16 protein-coding genes are annotated in these 20,736 nt (G+C 65.0%); 9 read left to right on the plus strand and 7 right to left on the minus strand.

Annotated features, from left to right (window positions below; all coding sequences use genetic code 11):
• Nucleotides 1-3: 3 nt before the first annotated feature.
• The 4 genes from HNE04_RS16085 to HNE04_RS16100 form a co-directional block, all read right to left on the minus strand.
• Nucleotides 4-414 carry a gamma-butyrobetaine hydroxylase-like domain-containing protein gene (locus tag HNE04_RS16085; protein WP_172221077.1) on the minus strand — a complete coding sequence of 137 codons (411 nt, stop codon included), beginning with the start codon at nt 412-414 and terminating at the stop codon, nt 4-6.
• A 24-nt stretch (nt 415-438) separates the two neighbouring features.
• The gene (locus tag HNE04_RS16090; protein WP_172221080.1) at nt 439-2,088 is read right to left on the minus strand and encodes a ShlB/FhaC/HecB family hemolysin secretion/activation protein; all 1,650 of its coding nucleotides are present in this window, start codon (nt 2,086-2,088) and stop codon (nt 439-441) included.
• Between the two features lie 52 nt (nt 2,089-2,140).
• Nucleotides 2,141-3,517 carry a FecR family protein gene (locus tag HNE04_RS16095; protein ID WP_172221083.1) on the minus strand — a complete coding sequence of 459 codons (1,377 nt, stop codon included), beginning with the start codon at nt 3,515-3,517 and terminating at the stop codon, nt 2,141-2,143.
• Nucleotides 3,518-3,687: 170 nt separating this feature from the next.
• Entirely contained in the window at nt 3,688-7,578 is a 3,891-nt protein-coding gene (locus HNE04_RS16100) for a DUF3683 domain-containing protein (protein WP_172221086.1), read from the minus strand.
• 180 nt (nt 7,579-7,758) lie between these two features.
• On the opposite strand from HNE04_RS16100, the gene ugpB reads away from it, so the two are divergent.
• The 5 genes from ugpB to ugpQ are packed head-to-tail and all read left to right on the plus strand — an operon-like array spanning nt 7,759 to nt 12,589.
• The gene (ugpB, locus tag HNE04_RS16105; protein ID WP_172221089.1) at nt 7,759-9,063 is read left to right on the plus strand and encodes a sn-glycerol-3-phosphate ABC transporter substrate-binding protein UgpB; all 1,305 of its coding nucleotides are present in this window, start codon (nt 7,759-7,761) and stop codon (nt 9,061-9,063) included.
• 50 nt (nt 9,064-9,113) lie between these two features.
• On the plus strand, nt 9,114-9,995 hold the full coding sequence (gene ugpA / locus HNE04_RS16110) for a sn-glycerol-3-phosphate ABC transporter permease UgpA (protein WP_172221092.1): 882 nt from the start codon (nt 9,114-9,116) through the stop codon (nt 9,993-9,995).
• A 1-nt stretch (nt 9,996) separates the two neighbouring features.
• Nucleotides 9,997-10,851 carry a sn-glycerol-3-phosphate ABC transporter permease UgpE gene (ugpE, locus tag HNE04_RS16115; RefSeq protein ID WP_172221094.1) on the plus strand — a complete coding sequence of 285 codons (855 nt, stop codon included), beginning with the start codon at nt 9,997-9,999 and terminating at the stop codon, nt 10,849-10,851.
• A complete protein-coding gene (locus HNE04_RS16120; RefSeq protein ID WP_172221097.1) occupies nt 10,851-11,855 on the plus strand; it encodes a sn-glycerol-3-phosphate import ATP-binding protein UgpC in 1,005 nt (334 codons plus the stop codon). Before ugpE ends, HNE04_RS16120 begins: the two co-directional genes overlap by 1 nt.
• Entirely contained in the window at nt 11,855-12,589 is a 735-nt protein-coding gene (gene ugpQ, locus HNE04_RS16125) for a glycerophosphodiester phosphodiesterase (RefSeq protein ID WP_172221100.1), read from the plus strand. Before HNE04_RS16120 ends, ugpQ begins: the two co-directional genes overlap by 1 nt.
• A 28-nt stretch (nt 12,590-12,617) precedes the next feature.
• Here the strand turns inward: ugpQ and HNE04_RS16130 are convergent, their stop codons facing one another.
• From HNE04_RS16130 to HNE04_RS16140, 3 genes are read right to left on the minus strand one after another with little or no spacing between them, the layout of a single operon-like run.
• Nucleotides 12,618-13,208, minus strand: a complete 591-nt coding sequence (locus tag HNE04_RS16130; RefSeq protein WP_172221103.1) for a DUF3501 family protein — start codon at nt 13,206-13,208, stop codon at nt 12,618-12,620.
• Between the two features lie 40 nt (nt 13,209-13,248).
• A complete protein-coding gene (locus HNE04_RS16135) occupies nt 13,249-14,604 on the minus strand; it encodes a heterodisulfide reductase-related iron-sulfur binding cluster (RefSeq protein ID WP_172221106.1) in 1,356 nt (451 codons plus the stop codon).
• 4 nt (nt 14,605-14,608) lie between these two features.
• On the minus strand, nt 14,609-15,031 hold the full coding sequence (locus tag HNE04_RS16140; protein ID WP_172221109.1) for a rubrerythrin family protein: 423 nt from the start codon (nt 15,029-15,031) through the stop codon (nt 14,609-14,611).
• A 243-nt stretch (nt 15,032-15,274) separates the two neighbouring features.
• Here HNE04_RS16140 and HNE04_RS16145 point away from each other — a divergent pair, with 243 nt between their 5' ends.
• The 4 genes from HNE04_RS16145 to HNE04_RS16160 all read left to right on the plus strand — a co-directional run bounded on the left by HNE04_RS16145 (nt 15,275) and on the right by HNE04_RS16160 (nt 20,707).
• Nucleotides 15,275-15,892, plus strand: a complete 618-nt coding sequence (locus HNE04_RS16145; RefSeq protein ID WP_172221112.1) for a VOC family protein — start codon at nt 15,275-15,277, stop codon at nt 15,890-15,892.
• Nucleotides 15,893-15,960: 68 nt separating this feature from the next.
• The gene (locus HNE04_RS16150; protein WP_172221115.1) at nt 15,961-17,694 is read left to right on the plus strand and encodes an FAD-dependent monooxygenase; all 1,734 of its coding nucleotides are present in this window, start codon (nt 15,961-15,963) and stop codon (nt 17,692-17,694) included.
• The gene (locus tag HNE04_RS16155) at nt 17,691-17,879 is read left to right on the plus strand and encodes a DUF2783 domain-containing protein (protein WP_172221118.1); all 189 of its coding nucleotides are present in this window, start codon (nt 17,691-17,693) and stop codon (nt 17,877-17,879) included. Before HNE04_RS16150 ends, HNE04_RS16155 begins: the two co-directional genes overlap by 4 nt.
• An 8-nt stretch (nt 17,880-17,887) precedes the next feature.
• A complete protein-coding gene (locus HNE04_RS16160; protein ID WP_172221121.1) occupies nt 17,888-20,707 on the plus strand; it encodes a valine--tRNA ligase in 2,820 nt (939 codons plus the stop codon).
• The last annotated feature ends 29 nt before the right edge of the window (nt 20,708-20,736 follow it).

Consider the following 20,736-nt stretch of genomic DNA (forward strand, 5'->3'; position numbering starts at 1 on the left):
CGCTCAATGGCCGCAGGCGTGGCCGGCCTTCTCGGGCATGGGTGCGTCGCGTTCCACGCCCGCTGCTTTCAGCCGGCGCTCGTAGTCGGCCCACAGCTGGGTCTGCTGGGAGCCCAGGAAGTAAAGGTAGTCCCAGGAGAAGATGCCGGTGTCGTGCCCATCGGAGAACGTGGGCTGCACTGCGTAATTGCCCACCGGCTCCAGGCCGGCGAGGTCCACGTTGCGCTTGCCGGTCTGCAGCACTTCCTGGCCCGGGCCATGGCCCTGCACTTCGGCCGACGGGGAATAGATGCGCATGAGTTCGAACGGAATCCGGAACTCGGCGCCGTCGGAAAAAACCACCTCGAGCACGCGCGACTGCCCATGCACGGTCAGGGAGCGCGGAGTGGGACTATCGGAAGTGAGACCGGCCATAGCCGGATTCTAGGCCCTGCCGCGTTAGAAGCGCATCGACAGGTTGACATAGAACCTGTCGTCGCCCTGTTGCGGCGCGGCGGAGTTCAAGGCGAGCGGCACGCGGCTGCCCTTGACCAGGCGCCCATAGTCCAGCGATACGGCGAAAGGCTCCTTGGCAAAGCGCAGGCCCAGGCCGAGGCTGGCCAGACGGTCGCTCGAAGGCCTGTTGAAGCCGTCGGGGCTGTTGTTGCCCAGCCAGCCCGCATCCAGGAAGCCCAGCAGCCGCAGACCCGTTGCCAGTTCGGGGGTGGTGATTTCGAACGAAGCCGAAACACCCTTGTCGCCCGTGATCGGGCGGTCGATGCTGGTGCCGCGCACCGAGCCCACGCCGCCCAGGCCGAATTGCTCGCCCGAGATCAGCACGTCGGGGCTGTACTGGTACTGGCTGCGCGCCGACCAGATCCAGGTTTGCGCGAACGGGGCGGAGTAGCTGAGGCCGCCGCGCAAGGCCTTCCAGTGCACGGTGCTGATGCGCGGATCCTCGTTCTGATAGGACGCGAGGTCGTTGTTGCGGCCGCTGCCGGTATTGAACGCGAGGTCGACGTTGTAGGCCCGCACGGCCGCATCCGATTCGGTGCGTGCCGAATAGCCCAGGGTGATGGGGCGGCTGCGCCGGTCCACGCCGACGACGATGCCGCTGATCTGCGTTGCGTCGAACACCTTGTCTTCGAGGCCGAAGGTCACATAGCTGCGCCGGCCGCCCTGGGGCGCCAGGTACAGGGTGTAGTTCACACCCAGCGTGTGGCCCGCGCCGGTGCTGGTGAAGGTGCCGAAGTTGCCCACCACGTCGGAGCGCGTGTAGCTGGCGCCGATCACGCCGCCCAGGCTGTACAGCGGCACCTTGTACGCCAGGCCCAGCTGCTTGACGTCTTCCGTACGCTCGATCGAGGTGGTGTAGGCGCCGACGAACTGGTGGTCCCGGTTGAACAGGTTGGTGTGGCCGCCCGATACCGTCAGGCGGTCGCGCCCGGACGATTCGGAGCCGGCATTGGACAGGCCCACGGCGAAAGTCCAGGGGCGGCTTTCCTTCACGGTGACGGTGGCCTCGATCTTGTCCGGCTCATCCGCTTCACGCAGGCCCACCTGGATCTGCTTGTTGGGGTTCTCGTTGGCGATGGCCGTCTGGATGGCCAGTGTCTTGAAATTGGGGCTGTGCCCTTCGCGCAACTCGGGCAGGCTACGGCGGATGTTGCCCTCGTCGTAGATGCTGCGCCCGTCCATGTTGACCTTGGCGACCGTGAACTTCACGATGGTCAGCGAAACGGTATCGCCCACTTCCTGCGGCGGCAGGGCCACGCGGTGCAACCCATAGCCCTTGTCGCGCAGCGCGGCTTCGAGGGCCGCGGTGGCCTTCTGCAATGTCTCTATGGTGGCGTCGGCCCGCAGGAAAGGCGCGAGCACGCGGGTGGTCTCGCCGTCACCCAGCGGGTTGTCTCCGGTGACCTTGAAGCCCTTGATGGCAAAAACCGGGGATGGCGCGGCGGCTGCCATGGGGGCGGGGGCAGGCGCGGGAACCGGTGCGGGCGCCTGGGCCAACGCAGGGGCGGTTGCGGCCATCGCCGCCAAAGCCAGCACGCCAAGACGGGCGCGCCCGCCGCTGCGCGAACGGGGCGCACAAAACCCTGTGATCATATTTACCCTCGCCCCTCTTGTATTCAGATCCGGATGAGCAGGAATTCTCTCACTACCTGCACTGGTTGTTCGGCCTCACGCCGGACTCGGCCAGCACGTTCACCAGCAGCGGATTCCTGGCGGTCGGCAGCGGGATGCGGTCGAAGTCGATGAACTTGGGAATGTTCACCGGCCGCTTGGCGTCGCCGGCGTTGCCCGCGAAGCCGGCCTCGCCCTTGCCCAGGTGCAGGATTTCGCCGGCGGTCGCGATCTCGATGTGGCCGTCGCGGACGAACACGAAAAGGCCTTCCTCCGCATCGGAGACGTTGTCGCTGGAAAACAACTTGGGCGGCACGTTGACCGAATCGGGACGCGGACCGTCGATCGCCGGTTGGCTGTCGATGGGCCTGATGCCGCTGGGGGAAATGAACAGGCCCTGCCCCTCCTGCAGCACTTGCAAGGCGGTCTGCCCCGTCGGCGTGACGGCGATGGAGCCCAGCCACGTGAAGAGCGTGAGGCCCGAGCCCGAATCGCCGGCTTCCCCGGCGCAAGCGCCGGTGCAATTGATATCCAGGCCGGTGCCGCGGATGCCGATGGTGGCCGTGGCCGTGCTGAAGCCGACGTTACGGTTGTTGGCCTTGGCGATCAGGCCGGTGAGGGCCCGGACCGAGCCCTTGAGCACGGACACCAGGAAGCGGCCGTCCCCGGCGTTCTGGTCGTCATAGACAAAGTTGTCCACGCGAAAGCGGGTGGTGGACCCCAGCGTGATCCGGGTGTCGTCGCGGAACGCCAGCACGGCCCGCGTGCTGCTGCCGGTTTCGATCAGGTCGCCCGGGTAGATGCTGCCGCCATCGACCAGGCGGCGGCGCTGGCCGGCGCCGTCCACGGCGTTGACTTCGCCTTGGGCTGAAATGATCTTGGCGCTGGCCTGCACGGCGTTGGGGCGGGCGGCGGCGATCACGCGCGCCGACTCGGCGCCGCAATCGCGCGAGCACACACGGGCGTCGAAATCGGTGCCGCGAATGCCGATGGTGGCGGTGTTCGTCTGTACCTTGGCGGCATTGGGCGAATTCTTGGAAATCAGCCCCGTCACGGCCCGGAAGCCGCCGCGCACCAGCTGCATCAGCATGCTGTTGTCCGGCGCGTTCGCCTTGAATTGGTACTGCTGCAAGACCAGCTCGGAGTTGGGCCGCACGGTCATGCGGGTGCCGTCTTCCAGCTTGATGATGGCCGAGGCGCCGTCGGAGGTGGTGAGCCGGTCCCCTTCCTTCAGGGCCAGGCCCTTGCCCAGCGTGCGGGGCGTCTGGCCCGGCGTTTGGGCGAAGCCCACACCGCGGGCGAACTCGACTTCGCCGGCCGATTGCGCGCCGGCACCGGCGGCTGCGGCGAACAGGCAAATCCCCAGGATGGCGCGCGCCAGGGGCAATTTATTAATATTGGGGGCGACCATGGCTCAATAACCTCCGGAAACCATTCTTTCCTCTGCACACCTCTGCTCATCGGGGTTATACACGGTTGCGCCACGTGCACCTACCCCCCGTTGGCCCATTCGCAGTGTCAACGGGAGGATTTCACGAAGCTGTGCAATTTCCGGACCCGGGGCGCGCCCGGGCCCGCGCATCAGACCAGTACGCGCTCGATGCCGCCGCTGTTGGCGGCGTGCACGTAATCGGGCATCCAGTTGTCGCCCAGGATCCGGTTGGCCATTTCCACGACGATGTAGTCCGCTTCCAGCAGGCCGTTCTGCAAGTCGTTGCCGTAGCGCGCGAGGCCTTGCAGGCAGCTGGGGCAGCTGGTCAGGATCTTGATGTTTTCCTTCTCGCCCACGGCGCCGCTGGCGCGCAGGGCGGCCTCGTCCTTGCGCAGTTCTTCTTCCTTGCGGAAGCGCACCTGGGTGGAGATGTCGGGACGGCTGACACCCAAGGTGCCCGATTCGCCGCAGCAGCGCTCGGACTTGCGCACGTTGTCGCCCACCAGCGCCTTGACGGTCTTCATCGGCTCCTGCAGCTTCATGGGGCTGTGGCAAGGGTCATGGAACATGTACCCGCCGCCCGCCCCGTTGGACGCATCGAGCTTGATGCCTTTTTCGAGCAGGTATTCGTGGATGTCGATGATGCGGGAGCCGGGGAAGATCTGGTCGAACTCGTACCCTTGCAGCTGGTCGTAGCAGGTGCCGCAGCTGACCACCACGGTCTTGATGTCCAGGTAGTTCAGCGTGTTGGCAACCCGATGGAACAGCACACGGTTGTCCGTGATCATCTTCTCGGCCTTGTCGAACTGGCCGGAGCCGCGCTGCGGGTAGCCGCAGCACAGGTAGCCGGGCGGCAGCACCGTTTGCACGCCGGCGTGCCAGAGCATGGCTTGCGTGGCCAGGCCCACCTGCGAGAACAGGCGCTCCGAGCCGCAGCCGGGGAAGTAGAACACCGCCTCGGTCTCCGAAGTGGTGGTCTTCGGGTCGCGGATGATGGGGACGTAGTCCTTGTCCTCGATGTCAAGCAGCGCGCGCGCAGTTTTCTTGGGCAGGCCGCCAGGCAGCTTCTTGTTGATGAAGTGGATGACCTGTTCCTTGACCGGCGCCGACCCGCCATGCGTGGACGGCGGGCGCGTCACCTGCTTTCGGGCAAAGCCGCGCAGCAAATCGTTGGCCAGGCGCTGCACCTTGTAGCCGATGCCCACCACGGCGCCACGGATCAGGTTGATCGCTTCCGGGCTTGTCGCATTGAGCATCAGCATCGCCATGGCGTTGCCGGGACGGAAGCTCTTTTGCCCCATCTTGCGCAGCAGGTTGCGCATGTTCATCGACACGTCGCCGAAGTCGATCTTCACCGGGCATGGCGATTCGCACTTGTGGCACACGGTGCAGTGGTCGGCCACGTCCTCGAACTCTTCCCAGTGCTTGATCGACACGCCGCGGCGCGTCTGCTCCTCGTACAGGAAGGCCTCGACCAGCAGCGAGGTGGCCAGGATCTTGTTGCGCGGGCTGTACAGCAGGTTGGCGCGCGGAACGTGGGTCGCGCACACCGGCTTGCACTTGCCGCAGCGCAGGCAGTCCTTGATACTGTCGGCGATGGCGCCGATGTCCGACTGCTGCATGATCAGCGACTCGTGCCCCATCAGCCCGAAGCTGGGCGTGTAGGCATTGGTCAGGTCGGCATACACCGAGGTGGCCGAATCGGCCTGGGCGTGGCGCAGCAGCTTGCCCTTGTTGAAGCGGCCTTCCGGGTCCACCTGCTGCTTGTAGTCGGCGAAGGGCTTGAGCTCCTCGTCGGTGAGAAATTCCAGCTTGGTGATGCCGATGCCGTGCTCGCCCGAGATCACGCCGTTGAGCGATCGCGCCAGGATCATGATGCGCTTCACGGCGCCGTGCGCCGACTGCAGCATCTCGTAGTCGTCGCTGTTCACCGGGATATTGGTGTGCACGTTGCCGTCGCCGGCGTGCATGTGCAGCGCGATCCAGACGCGGCCCTTGAGCACGCGCTTGTGGATGGCGTTGGCCTCGTCCAGGATGGGCGCGAACGGCTGGCCGGCAAAGATGGCCTGCAGCGGCGCGCGGATCTGCGCCTTCCAGCTGGCGCGCAGTTCGTGGTCCTGCAGCCGCGGGAACAGGATCTCGACGTTATCCAGCCAGCTCTCCCACAGCTCGCGGACCTCGCGCACCTTGCTCAGCGCCTGGGCCACGCGGTCTTCCAGCAATTCGGCGGACGGGATTTCGCTGGCGTCGTCCTGCTTGCCCAGCGGCAGGTTGCCGCGGCTGAAGAAGGTTTCCAGCTCGCGGGCCAGCTTGATCTTGTTGGCCAGCGACAGCTCGATGTTGATGCGCTCGATGCCGTCGGTGTACTCGGCCATGCGCGGCAGCGGGATCACCACGTCTTCGTTGATCTTGAAGGCGTTGGTGTGCTTGCTGATGGCGGCCGTGCGCTTGCGGTCCAGCCAGAATTTCTTGCGCGCCTCGGGGCTGATGGCGATGAAGCCTTCGCCACTGCGCGAGTTGGCGATGCGCACGACTTCCGAGGTGACACGCGCCACGTCGTCGGCGTCGTCGCCGGAGATGTCGCCCACCAACACCATCTTGGGCAGCCCGGCCCGCTTGGACTTGGTGGAATAACCCACCGCCTTCAAGTAACGGTCGTCCAGGTGCTCCAGGCCCGCGAGCAGCACGCCGGAGCGCTTCTGTTCGGCGAACATGAAGTCCTTGATCTCCACGATGCTGGGCACGGCGTCCCGCGCGTTGCCGAAGAACTCCAGGCAAACGGTGCGGGTGTGCTCCGGCATGCGGTGCACCACCCAGCGGCCGCTGGTGATGAGGCCGTCGCAGCCTTCCTTCTGGATGCCGGGCAGTCCGGAGAGGAACTTGTCGGTCACGTCCTTGCCCAGGCCCTCCTTGCGGAAGGTGTGGCCGGGGATGACCAGGCTCTGGGTGCGGATCGGCGTCTTGCCGTCGGCTTCGAAATACTTCAGCTCGAAGCTCGCCATCTCGGCGTCGTGGATCTTGCCCAGGTTGTGGTCCATGCGCGTGACTTCCAGCCACTGCGCCTCGGGCGTCACCATGCGCCAGGAAACCAGGTTGTCCAGCGCCGTGCCCCAGAGCACGGCCTTCTTGCCGCCGGCATTCATGGCGATGTTGCCGCCGATGCAGGAGGCCTCGGCCGACGTCGGGTCCACCGCGAAGACGAATCCCGCGCGCTCGGCCGCGTCGGCGACGCGCTGGGTCACCACGCCGGCCTCGGTCCAGATGGTCGGCAGGGGCTGGGCATGGCCCGGGACCGAGACGAATTCGACCTCGGTCATGGCTTCGAGCTTCTCGGTGTTGATCACCGCGCTCTTCCAGGTCAGCGGTACGGCGCCCCCGGTGTAGCCGGTTCCGCCCCCACGCGGAATGATGGTCAGGCCCAGATCGATGCAGCCCTTGACCAGGCCGGCCATCTCGGCCTCGGTGTCGGGCGTGAGCACGACGAACGGGTATTCGACGCGCCAGTCCGTAGCGTCTGTCACGTGCGAGACACGCGACAGCCCGTCGAACTTGATGTTGTCCTTGGCGGTGAGGCGGCGCAAGGCACGCTGGGTCTTGCGCCGCAGGTCGGCCATCTCCTTGAAACTGGCATCGAAAGCCTGGACCGCGCGCCCCGCGGCTTGCAGCAGCTCGCCCACCAGGGCGTCGCGCTCGGCATCGGTGTCGGGCGTGCGGCGCTTGCCCACCTCGGCCAGGCGGTGATTCAAGGCATCCACCAGCATGCGGCGGCGCTTCGGGTTGTCCAGCAGGTCATCCTGCAGGTAGGGATTGCGCTGCACCACCCAGATGTCGCCCAGCACCTCGTACAGCATGCGGGCCGAACGGCCGGTGCGGCGCTCCTCGCGCAGCTTGTTCAGGACGTCCCAAGCATGCGCACCCAACAACCGTATAGCGATCTCGCGATCGGAGAACGAGGTGTAGTTGTACGGGATCTCGCGCAGGCGCGGTGCGTCGCCATCGACGGCGGCGACGAGTTGGGTGATCGTATTGGGTGCGTTCATCTAGGCCAGAAAATGTCAGCCAAACGAATGCAACACGGCTGAAGAGAGATGTTACCGCAGTGCAGCAACCCCGCCCTTCCTTATGGAAACCCCGCTTGTGAGCCAACCGGGCGGTCGGTTAAATCGCCTGTCACAAATAGTCCGTAACCTTCAAAAAGGTTCTCTCATCCAGGAGTTTTCATGAAACTGCAACTTTCCGCCGCGGCCCTCGCACTCGCCTTTGCCCTGCCGGCCCAGGCCCAGACCGAAGTCCAGTGGTGGCATTCCATGGGCGGCGCACTTGGCGAATGGGTCAACGACCTCGCCAGGGACTTCAACGCCAGCCAGAAGGACTACAAGGTCACGCCGACCTTCAAGGGCAGCTACGCCGAGTCGATGACCGCCGGCATCGCCGCCTATCGCGGCGGCAACGCGCCGCACATGATCCAGGTGTTCGAGGTGGGCACGGCCACCATGATGGCCGCCAAGGGCGCCGTCGTCCCGGTCGCCAAGGTGATGACCGACGCCGGCCTGAAGTTCGACCCCAGCATCTACGTGCCGGCGGTCTCGGGTTACTACACCGCCCCCAACGGCCAGATGCTGAGCTATCCCTTCAACAGCTCCACGCCGGTCTTCCACTACAACAAGGACGCCTTCAAGGCCGCCGGCCTCGACCCCGAGAAGCCGCCGACCACCTGGCCCGAAGTCGCCCTGGCGGCCGCCAAGCTGAAGGCCTCCGGCCACAAGTGCCCGTTCACCACCAGCTGGATCAGCTGGACCCAGCTGGAAAGCTTCTCGGCCTGGCACAACGTGCTGTACGCGAGCAAGAACAACGGCTTCGGCGGCCTCGACACGCGCCTGGCGTTCAACAGCCCGCTGCACGTGCGCCACATCGAGAACCTGGCCAACATGGCCAAGAGCGGCCTGTTCGTCTACAAGGGCCGCGAGAACAAGGCCGACGCCACCTTCGTCTCGGGCGAGTGCGCCATGGCGACCGGTTCATCGGCGCTGGCCGGCGGCGTGAAGCGCAACAGCAAGTTCGCCTATGGCATCGGCACCCTGCCCTACTACCCCGACGTCCAGGGCGCCCCGCAGAACACCGTGATCGGCGGCGCCAGCATCTGGGTGATGGCGGGCAAGAAGCCCGAGGAATACAAGGCCGTGGCCGCCTTCCTCAACTACCTGTCCAAGCCCGAAGTGGCGGCGGCCAGCCATCAGCGCACCGGCTACCTGCCGGTCACCAAGGCCTCGTTCGACCTGACCGAGAAGTCCGGCTTCTACAAGCAGAACCCGGGTTACGACGTCTCGGTGAACCAGATGGTCCGCAAGACCACCGACAAGTCGCGCGGCGTGCGCCTGGGCAACTTCGTCCAGATCCGCACCATCATCGACGAGGAACTCGAAGGCGTGTGGCAGGGCACGAAGCAGCCGAAGGAAGCCCTGGACAACGCCGTGAAGCGCGGCAACGAGCAGCTGGAGCGCTTCCAGAAAGCCAACAAGGCCTGAGGCGGTGCGCGCCTGCGGGCGCGCTTTATTCTGACCTGACAATAAGAACCATGGAAAAACGGGTCCTTTTCAAATCGTCGTGGCTGCCCTGGGTGTTGATCGCGCCGCAGATGGCGATCATCCTGGTGTTCTTTTTCTGGCCGGCCGGCCAGGCGCTGTACCAGAGCGTGCTGCAGGAAGACGCCTTCGGCGCCACCCGCGAATTCGTCGGCCTCGACAACTTCGAGCGGCTGTTCGCCGACCCGGGCTATCTCGCCTCGTTCCGGATCACCGCCATCTTCTCGGTGCTGGTGGCCGTGGGCGGCCTGGCCGTCTCCCTGCTGCTGGCCGTGATGGCCAACCGCGTGGTCCGGGCCGCGGGCATCTACAAGACGCTCCTGATCTGGCCCTACGCCGTGGCCCCGGTGGTCGCCGGCGTGCTGTGGCTGATGATGTTCGCCTCGCCCTACGGCGTGATCCGCTACGCCCTGATCGAAATGGGCTTCGAGTGGAACCACGTGCTCAACGGCGACCACGCGATGGCGCTGATCGTCATGGCGGCCATCTGGAAGCACATCTCGTACAACTTCCTGTTCTTCCTGGCCGGCCTGCAGTCGATCCCACACTCGCTGATCGAGGCCGCCACCATCGACGGCGCCTCGCCCTGGAGGCGCTTCTGGACCATCGTCTGGCCGCTGCTGTCGCCCACCACCTTCTTCCTGCTGGTGATCAACGTCGTCTACGCCTTCTTCGAGACCTTCGCCATCGTCGACGCCGCCACCAACGGCGGCCCGGGCAAGGACACCTCGATCCTGGTCTACAAGGTCTACTACGACGGCTTCAAGGCGATGGACATCAACGGCTCGGCCGCGCAGTCGGTGGTGCTGATGGTCATCGTGGTCGCGCTGACGGTGATCCAGTTCAAGTTCGTCGAGAAGAAGGTGCACTACTAGCATGATCCAGCGCAATCCGATCCTCGATTTCCTCTCGCACCTGATCCTGATCCTCGGGGTGATCGTGGTCTTCTTCCCGATCTACGTCACCTTCATCGGCTCGACGCAGACGGCGGAGCAGATCATGACGAGCAACCCGATCTCGCTGCTTCCCGGCAGCAACATCGTCGAGAGCTACCGCTTCGCGCTGTTCGGCGGCAAGACGGAAGCGGGCGCCAGTGTGTCGCCGGCGCTGCCCATGATGGGCATCAGCCTGGCCAGCGCGCTGATCATCGCCATCGGCAAGATCGCGATCTCGATCCTGTCGGCCTTCGCGATCGTCTACTTCCGCTTCCCCGCCAAGAACCTCGTGTTCTGGATGGTGTTCGTCACGCTGATGCTGCCGGTGGAGGTGCGCATCGGGCCCACCTACGAGGTGGTCTCGGACCTGCGCATGCTCAACTCGATGGCGGGCCTGACGGTGCCCCTGATCGCTTCGGCCACCGCCACCTTCCTGTTCCGGCAGTTCTTCATGACGGTGCCGGACGAACTGGTGGAAGCCGCCCGGATGGACGGCGCCGGGCCGATGCGCTTCTTCAAGGACGTGCTGCTGCCGCTGTCGAAGACCTCGATGGCCGCCCTGTTCGTCATCCAGTTCATCTACGGCTGGAACCAGTACCTGTGGCCGCTGCTGGTGACCACCGACGAGAAGATGTACCCGATCGTGATGGGCATCAAGCGGCTGATCTTCGGCGAGGTCTACATCGAGTGGAACGTCGTGATGGCCACCGCCATCCTGGCGATGCTGCCGCCGGCCGTCGTCGTGATCCTGATGCAGAAGTGGTTCGTCAAGGGCCTGGTGGATACGGAAAAATAATGGCTGCAATCTCTCTTAGAAACATCATCAAGCGCTACGGCAAGGGCAAGCACGAGCTGCAGGTCATCCACGGCGTCGACGCCGAAGTGGCCGATCGCGAATTCATCGTTATCGTCGGGCCTTCCGGCTGCGGCAAGTCCACGCTGCTGCGCATGGTGGCCGGGCTGGAAGAAATCTCCGGCGGCGAGATCTGGATCGGCGACCGGGTGGTCAACAACCTCGAACCCGCCGAGCGCGACATCGCCATGGTGTTCCAGAACTATGCGCTGTACCCGCACATGAGCGTGTTCGACAACATGGCGTACGGCCTCAAGATCAAGAAGATGCCCATCGCCGAGATCAAGCAGCGCGTCGACAAGGCCGCCGGCATCCTCGAGCTGTCGCACCTGCTGGATCGCAAGCCCCGCCAGCTCTCCGGCGGCCAGCGACAGCGCGTGGCCATGGGCCGGGCCATCGTCCGCCAGCCCCAGGTGTTCCTGTTCGACGAGCCGCTGTCCAACTTGGACGCCAAGTTGCGCGCCCAGACCCGGCTGGAGATTCAGAAGCTGCACCGCGAACTGGGCATCACCTCGCTGTTCGTCACCCACGACCAGGTCGAGGCGATGACATTGGCGCAGCGCATGATTGTCATGAACGCCGGCGTCATGGAGCAGTTCGGCACGCCTGAAGAGGTGTACCACCGGCCCGCTTCCACCTTCGTGGCGAGCTTCATCGGTTCGCCGCCGATGAACCTGCTGAAGAACGCCCCGGGCAGCCGCGCCGGAACCATCATGGGCATCCGGCCGGAGCACCTCGACATCGGCAGCACCGGCTGGCCGCTGCGAGTGGAGACCACCGAGTTGCTGGGCGCCGAGCGGCTGATCTACGGCCGGCTGGGTGACGAGCAGATCATCGTACGCAGCGAGGAAAACCAGGCCGTGCCCGCGCCCGATTCGATCATCCACGTGGCGGTGCGCGAGGACCGCGTCCATTGGTTCAACGCCGAAACGGGCAAGCGTCTGTAATGGAACCCTGGCCGTACCCGCGCTGGATTGCGCATCGCGGCGCGGGCGAGCTGGCGCCTGAGAACACGCTGGCCGCGTTCCGACTGGGCGCGCAGCACGGCTACCGCATGTTCGAGTGCGACGTGAAGCTGTCGGCCGACGGCGTTCCCTTCCTGTTGCACGACAGCACGCTGGCACGCACCACGAACGGAGCCGGCACCGCCGGCGACCTGCCCTGGAGCGCGCTGTCGCAGCTCGATGCCGGCAGCTGGCATTCGCGCACCTACGCAGGTGAGCCGCTGCTGACGCTCGACAACGTGGCGCGCTTCTGCCTTCGCAACGGCTATCTGCTGAACATCGAGATGAAGCCAACGCCCGGGCTGGAGCAGCACACGGGCGAAGTCGTGGCTCGCGAAGCCGCGCGCCTGTGGGCCGGCGCCGAGGTGCCGCCGCTGCTGACTTCGTTCCGGCCCGAAGCGCTGGAGGGCGCGCAAAACGCCGCGGCGCATCTGCCGCGCGGCTTGCTGCTCGATACGCTGTGGAAAGGCTGGCTCGAAACGGCCCTGTCGCTGGGCTGCGTGGCAGTCGTCTGCAACCAGGCGCTGTGGGATTTGAGCTCGGTGACGCAGGCCAAGAGCGCGGGCTTCAAATGCCTGAGCTACACGGTCAACGACGAATGGGCCGCCCAGCGGCTGATCGCGCTCGGCACCGACGGCATCATCACCGACCGGGTAGACCTGTTCCCGCCGGGGTAATGGATTGCGGATCAAGTCCGCAATGACACTACTTAAGGTCGCCCGCCAGCGAAGCCAGGGATTCGGGCGCGATGGTGGTGTGGGCCGGGTAGTTGCGGTGGTCGCAGCCCAGCTTGACGCCGGCGCCGGCCTTGATCGCCGACACCATCGCCGGCGTGAACTCGAAGCGCACGAAGTGCACCGCCGAGGTTTTCTCGTCGTTCTCGCGGTCCATGTCCTCGTCGGCGATGGCATAGACGCGCTCGTGGCCTTCCACCTCGACGAACATCTGGTCCTCCACGCCGATCAGCCGTGCCAGCTCGCGCTTGCGCTCGTTCTCGTCGGGGTACTCGATCATCATCGTGGCCTTCCAGTTGCTGCCATCGGGCATCAATGGGGCATAGGCCTCGATCTCCTGGTCGATCCCCTCTTCCTCGAAGATCTTCTCGACGCGCAGCATTTCCTGGATCTGGTAGCGGATGCTGGTCTCGCTCTCGAACTGCAGCGTCATGTGCTCGCCCAGCGGAACGCTGCGCAGCTTGCGATGCGCGATGACGTCGGCCTTGTGCGCCTTGCGGTACTTGCTGTACGCCTCCAGCGTCATCAGGCTGTCGCGGGTGATTTTTCCGGTGAGTTGCATATTGTTCTCCTGGATTGCGGGTCGAGCCCGCAATGACAGGCTATTTCAAGCCGTAGGCGATACGCACCAGCGACAGCGGATGCTCCAGCTTGGGCGTACCCAGCGAATTTCGATCAAACCCCTGGTTGATGTGGTGGCCGCCCAGCGGGCAGTCGGAGCTGATGTAGTCGGGCTGGCCGCCTTCGGGGTGCTCGGCCATCCGCTTGAACAGCGGCTTGCCGATCTTCATGGCGATTTCGTGCGTGCGCTTTTTCACGCCGTAGGTACCGGCGTGGCCCGAGCAGCGCTCATTGGTCTGCACGAAGGTGCCGGGCACCATCTTGAGCATCTCCTCGGTCTTCTTGCCGATGTTCTGCACGCGCGAGTGGCAGGGCACGTGGTAGCTGACCTTGCCCAGCGGCTGGCTGAAATCGGTCTTCAACAGGCCATCGCGCTTGCGGGCCATCAGGTACTCGAACGGGTCCCACATGGCTTCCTTGACAGCCTGGACGTCCGGATCGTCGGGGTACATCAGCGGCAGTTCCTGCTTGAACATCAGGGTACAGCTGGGCACGGCCGACAGGATGGCGTACCCGCGCTTCGCATAGTCGACCAGCACCGGGATGTTGGCTTCCTTGGCTCTATTCACCGAGTCCAGGTCGCCCAGCTCCAGCTTGGGCATGCCGCAGCATTTCTCCTTGCTCACCAGGACGTACGGCACCTCGTTGTGGGCCAGCACCTTGAGCAGGTCCAGGCCGATGCCCGGCTCGTTGTAGTTGACGAAGCAGGTGGAGAAGATCGCGACCTTGCCCGGCGTCTTCAGGCCGTCCTTGATAGTGAAGTCCTCAGACTGGGGCGCGGCCGACCGGAACTTGCGCGTGGCCAGGGCCGGCAGCCAGGCGTTGCGGTCCACGTTCAACACGTTCTCCATGGCGGCGCGCGCCGGCTTGGTCTGGTTCACGGCGTTGGCGATCTGCACCACGATCGGAATGCCGGCGAACTGGCCGTGCACATCGGTGGAGGACAGGAATTTCTCGCCGAAGCCGACCTCGCCCTTCTTGAACTTGATGGCCTTGGCGCGCAGCATGGTGTGCGGGTAGTCCACGTTCCACTCGTGCGGCGGAACGTAGGGGCACTTGGTCATGAAGCACAGGTCGCACAGGTAGCACTGGTCGACCACATTCCAGTAGTCCTTCTTGTCCACGCCATCGACCTCGCCGGTCTTGCCTTCGTCAATCAGGTCGAACAGCGTGGGGAAGGAGGCGCACAGGCTGACGCAGCGGCGGCAGCCGTGGCAGATATCGAAGATCCGCTCCAGCTCCGTGAAGGCGGCTTCCTCGTCGTAGAACTGGGGGTTCTTCCAGTCGATCGGATGCCGAGTCGGCGCTTCCAGGTTGCCTTCACGGGGTGCTGTCATGGGATCAATCCACCAGTTCGTTCAACGCCTTGGTGTAGCGGTTCGCGTGCGAACGCTCGGCCTTGGCCAGGGTCTCGAACCAGTCGGCCACTTCGTCATGGCCTTCCTCGCGCGCCGTCTTGGCCATGCCCGGGTACATGTCGGTGTACTCGTGGGTTTCGCCGGCGACGGCGGACTTGAGGTTGTCGCGGGTCGCACCGAACGGCATGCCGGTGGCCGGATCGCCGCACTGTTCAAGCCATTCCAGGTGGCCGTGGGCGTGGCCCGTTTCGCCTTCGGCCGTGGAGCGGAACAGCGCCGCCACGTCGTTCTGGCCTTCCACGTCGGCCTTGCTTGCGAAGTACAGGTAGCGGCGGTTGGCCTGGGACTCGCCGGCGAACGCGGCTTTCAGGTTCTCTTCCGTCTTGGAGCCTTTGAGTGCTGCCATGGGAAATCTCCTAATGGGTTGATGAAACGATCGATCGCCTTGAACACGAAGCTCAAAGACACAATCAGACTAGCCCTCCTTGGCCGGGCCGTCCAATTGGCCGGCTCAATGAGGTCTATTGAGTATGACTATCGGTAGCTTCACCCGATAGTCTACGCGAATCCGACTTGCCAGCGCAATTGGCTGCCGATACGATTACGTTATAGTAAATGCATTACGCATTAGTAAATCCAAGGAGAGTTCATGGCCGCCGTTCTGAAAGACGCCGCCCTCCCGGCACCGCCGCCCATCCATCAGCTGCACCACTTCGCCTATCGGGCCAAGGATGCGGAGGAAACGCGGCATTTCTACGAAGACATCCTGGGCCTGCCGCTCTACCACATCATCCAGAGCGACTTTGTTCCCAGCACGGGCGAATACTGCCCGTACACGCACTTCTTTTTCCGCCTGCAGGATGGCTCGTTCATCGCCTTCTTCGACCTCGGCAACGACGAGGCAGCCCAGCCTTCGCCCAACACGCCGCTGTGGGTCAACCACATCTCCTTCCGCGTGGCTTCCCAGCAGGCGCTGCTGGACATGAAGGCCCGGCTGGAAGCCCATGGGGTGGAAGTGCTCGGCATTACCGACCACCACATCTTCCATAGCATCTATTTCTTCGACCCCAACGGCGTGCGGCTGGAGCTCACGGCCCAGCTCGCCGATGAGTTCCAGATGCTGGAGGAAAGCAAGACAGCTCATGCGCGACTGGGCGAATGGACGGCCCGCAAGGAGCAGTGGCGCAAAGACCGCGCTGCCGGAAAAGCGGCCGAGCCGCTCAAACCGCAAAAAAATGACCGCCCGGAAGTAGCGGGGAAAAGATAGGCTGTCATGCCGGACTCGATCCGGCATCCACCTGGGCGCGCGAAGATGGATCCCGGATCAAGTCCGGGATGACAACAAATAGGAGACAACACTTGGGAGCCAGCGAATTCACCCAGGGCAGCGGCTACGTACTGCCCGAGTACCCGTTCGTCGAACCGCCGGAGATCGCCTCGGGCGAAGTCAGCCATCACCCCATCGTCATCGTTGGCGGCGGGTTGGCCGGCCTGACGCTCGCCTGTTCGCTGGCGCGCTACGGTGTGGAGGCCGTGCTGCTGGACGAGGACAACACGGTGGGCGTCAAGGGCGCCTCGTCGCGCGGCATCTGCTACACCCAGAAGTCGCTGGAAATCTTCCAGCGTTTGGGGCTCTACGAGCGCATTGCCGCCAAAGGCATCCAGTGGAGCGTGGGCCGCACCTTCGCCGGCAAGGATGAGGTGTATTCGTTCGACCTGCGCCAGCAGAGCGCCTACAACCTCTCCAGCCAGCCCCCGTTCATCAACATCCAGCAGTTCTATATAGAGGGCTACCTGGTCGAACGCATCCAGGAACTCGGCCATGTGCAGCTGCGCTGGAACAACCGCGTGACCGCCTTCGAGCAGAACAACGAATGCGCGACGCTGACGGTGACCACGCCCGCCGGCGACTACCGCATGCGCGCCGACCACGTGATCGACGCCACCGGATCGCACACGCCCTTCCGCAAGTGGGTCGGCGCCTCGGTCACGGCGAAGAAGGGAGACGACCGCTGGTGCATCGCCGACGTGCGCTTCGGCAAGCAGGCGCCGCACGCGACCGAGCGCCACACCTGGATCGAGGCGCCCTTCAACGAGAACCGTGCCGTTTGGCAGCACCCGATGGGGGACGAAGTCTGGCGCATCGACTACCAGATGGCGCCCGACGCGGACCCGGAGACGGTGAGCCGCGAGGATGTGGTCCGCGAGCGTCTCGCCAGGCACTTCGGCGATTGCGAGGGCATGGAACTCGTCTGGGTCGGCCCCTACGCCTATCGCAGCGAGTGCGTGGACCACTTGCGCCATGGCCGGGTGTTCTTCATGGGCGACGCCGCCAAGGTGGTCAGCCCCTTCGGCGCCCGTGGCGGCAACACCGGCATCGCGGATGCGGACAACCTGGCCTGGAAACTGGCCGCCGTGATGAAGGGCCGCGCCGCGCCGGCGCTGCTGGACAGCTACCACGAAGAGCGGCATGAGGCCGCCAGCCAGAACGTGCTGGTGACCAATCGCACGGCCCGGTTCCTGCGACCCGCCGAGGGCGTGGAGAAGGTCTTCCGCGACGCCGCCCTGGGTCTGGCGCGGCAGTATGTGTTCGCGCGCCAGCTGGTCAACACGGGCCGCATGGCCATCGCCAACCCCTACACCCGCTCCAGCGCCTGCGAGGCGACGGGCGGCCAGCCGGTGCAGAACGTGTCATTCGAGTGGCCCGACGGCTCCAAGGGCACCGTGAACGACCTGCTGCAGTGGGCCGACGGCCGCTTGCTCCTGTTGCTATTCGGCGGCGACACCAACGGCGGCAGCCTGCAACGGCTGCAGGCCCTGGCCGAAAGCGCGCCGCTGCGCTGCGTCCAGGTGCTGGGCCCGGACGAGGCGGCCGCCGCCGTGGAATACGTGCGCGACCCCAAGGCCCATCTGCAAGGCGCCTGCCATGTGTTCGGCCATGCCTGGGCGCTGATCCGCCCCGACAGCTACGTGGCCGCCACGGGCGAAACCGTGGACGCCGGACTGGTTCACGCCGTGGGCAAGGCCTTGGGTGCAACCGAAACCGGGCAGGAGCAGGAGGCGGCATGAAGACAGCACTGAACTTCCAGGATGCCGACGGTTTTTACGAGCTGCTGCTCGACGCGCACGCCGGCCTGACGCAGGAGCAATCGCAGCTTCTCAACGCCCGGCTGATCCTGCTGCTGGCCAATCAGGTGGGCGATGCCAAGGTGCTCAAGGAGTGCGTGGAGGCCGCACGGGAAAGCCCCAAGTAAAATTGGGCATGAGCGACACACGGCAGCAACCAGGCCTCGACAGCCTTTCAAAATCTTTCGAACCCGCCGCCATCGAGGCGAAGTGGGGACCCCAGTGGGAAGAACGCGGCTACGCGCGTGCCGGCTATCGCGGCACGGGCGAGCCCAAGCAAGGCGAACCCGCCTTTTCCATCCAGCTGCCGCCGCCCAATGTAACGGGCACGCTGCACATGGGCCACGCGTTCAACCAGACCATCATGGACAGCCTGACGCGCTACCACCGTATGCGCGGCTTCAACACGCTGTGGGTGCCCGGCACCGACCATGCGGGCATCGCCACGCAGATCGTGGTGGAGCGCCAGCTGCAGGAGCAGGGTTTGTCGCGCCATGACCTGGGGCGCAAGAATTTCGTCACCAAGGTCTGGGAGTGGAAAGAGAAATCCGGCGACACCATCACCACACAGATGCGCCGCATGGGCGACAGCGTGGACTGGTCGCACGAATACTTCACCATGGACGAGGACCTTTCGCGGGTCGTCACGCAGACCTTCGTTCAGCTTTATGAGCAGGGCCTGATCTATCGCGGCAAGCGCCTGGTCAACTGGGACCCGGAACTCAAGACCGCCGTGAGCGACCTGGAAGTCGAAAGCGAAGAAGAGGACGGCTTCCTCTGGCACATCGACTACCCGCTGGCCGATGGCAGCGGCGCACTCACCGTCGCGACCACCCGTCCGGAAACCATGCTGGGCGACGTGGCCGTGATGGTCCACCCGGAAGACGAGCGTTACAAACACCTCATTGGCCGGAAGGTGCACCTGCCGCTGTGCGACCGCGACATCCCGATCATCGCCGACGACTATGTGGACAAGGAATTCGGTACCGGCGTGGTGAAGGTCACGCCCGCCCACGATCCCAACGACTATGCCGTGGGCCAGCGCCACGGCCTGCCTATGATCGGCGTGCTCACGCTCGATGCCAAGATCAACGAGAACGCGCCCGAGAAATACCGCGGCCTGGACCGCTTCGTGGCCCGCAAGCAGGTGGTGGCCGACCTGGAAGCCCAAGGCTTGCTCAGGGAAACCCGCAAGCACAAGCTGATGGTGCCGCGCTGCGGCCGCACCGGCCAGGTGGTGGAGCCCATGCTCACCGACCAGTGGTTCGTGGCCATGAGCAAGGTCAGCGACAAGGACCCCACGGGCAAGTCGATCGCGCAGAAGGCCATCGATGCGGTGGAAACGGGCGCGGTGAGCTTCGTGCCCGAGAACTGGGTCAACACCTACAACCAGTGGATGAACAACATCCAGGACTGGTGCATTTCGCGCCAGCTCTGGTGGGGCCACCAGATCCCCGCCTGGTACGACGAGGACGGCAAGGTCTATGTGGCTGCGAACGAGGCGGCAGCGCAGGCCCAGGCGCCGGGCAAGACGCTGACGCGCGACCCCGATGTGCTGGACACCTGGTACTCGTCGGCCCTGGTCCCCTTCTCCACGATGGGCTGGCCCGCGCAGACCAAGGACATGGACCTGTACCTGCCCTCTTCGGTGCTGGTCACGGGCTACGACATCATCTTCTTCTGGGTGGCCCGGATGATCATGATGACGACGCACTTCACCGGCCAGGTGCCGTTCCGCCATGTGTACATCCATGGCCTGGTGCGCGACTCGCACGGCAAGAAGATGAGCAAGTCCGAGGGCAACGTGCTCGACCCGGTGGACCTGATCGACGGCATCGCGCTCGGCCCGCTGCTGGACAAGCGCACCACCGGCCTGCGCAAGCCGGAGACCGCGCCCACGGTCCGCAAGAACACCGAGAAGGAATTCCCCGATGGCATCCCGGCGTTCGGCGCCGACGCCCTGCGCTTCACTTTCGCGTCGCTGGCATCGCTGGGCCGCAACATCAACTTCGACGCCAAGCGCTGCGAGGGCTACCGCAACTTCTGCAACAAGCTCTGGAACGCGACCCGCTTCGTGCTGATGAACTGCGAAGGCCAAGACCTGGCCGAACAGGACGCCTCTCTCACCGAGGCCGACCACTGGATCATCTCCACGCTGCAGCGCGCCGAAGCCGACGTGGCCAAGGGCTTCGCCGAGTACCGCCTGGACAACGTCGCCACCACCATCTACCAGTTCGTCTGGGACGAGTTCTGCGACTGGTACCTGGAGATTGCCAAGGTGCAGATCCAGACCGGAGACGCGGCACAACAGCGCGGCACCCGCCGCACGCTGATGCGCGTGCTCGAAGCCATCCTGCGCCTGGCACACCCCGTCATCCCGTTCATCACCGAGGAACTCTGGCAGAAGGTGGCCCCGGTGGCCGGCAAGACCGGCGATTCGATCAGCGTGGCGCCCTACCCCGCCGCCAACAGTGCCGCGATCCGTCCCGAAGCGGAAGCCTACGTCGCCAAGCTCAAAGCCGTGGTGGATGCCTGCCGCAACCTGCGCGGCGAGATGAACGTGTCGCCGAGCACGAAGCTTCCCGCCTATGTGGCGGGCGATGCCGCCTTCATGCGCCAGGCCGCGCCCGTGCTGCAGGCACTGGCCAAGCTGAGCGAAGTGAAGGTGTTCGACGACGACGCGGCCTGGGCGAAGGCCGCGCAAGCCGCGCCGGTGGCCATGGTCGGCGACGCGCACCTGTGCCTGTTCATGGAAATCGACGTGGCCGCCGAGAAGGTGCGCCTGGGCAAGGAAGCCGCGCGGCTGGAAGGCGAGCTGGGCAAGGCCAACGGGAAACTTTCCAACCAGGCCTTCGTGGCCAAGGCCCCTCCCGCGGTGATCGAGCAGGAGCGCAAGCGCATCGCCGACTTCACGGCCACGCTGGCCAAGATCCAGGAGCAGCTGAAGCGGCTCTAGGATGTCATCCCGGGCGTGACCCGGGATCC

Origin of the sequence: Caenimonas soli (genome assembly GCF_013155545.1) — a bacterium.
Classification (GTDB): domain Bacteria; phylum Pseudomonadota; class Gammaproteobacteria; order Burkholderiales; family Burkholderiaceae_C; genus Ramlibacter; species Ramlibacter soli.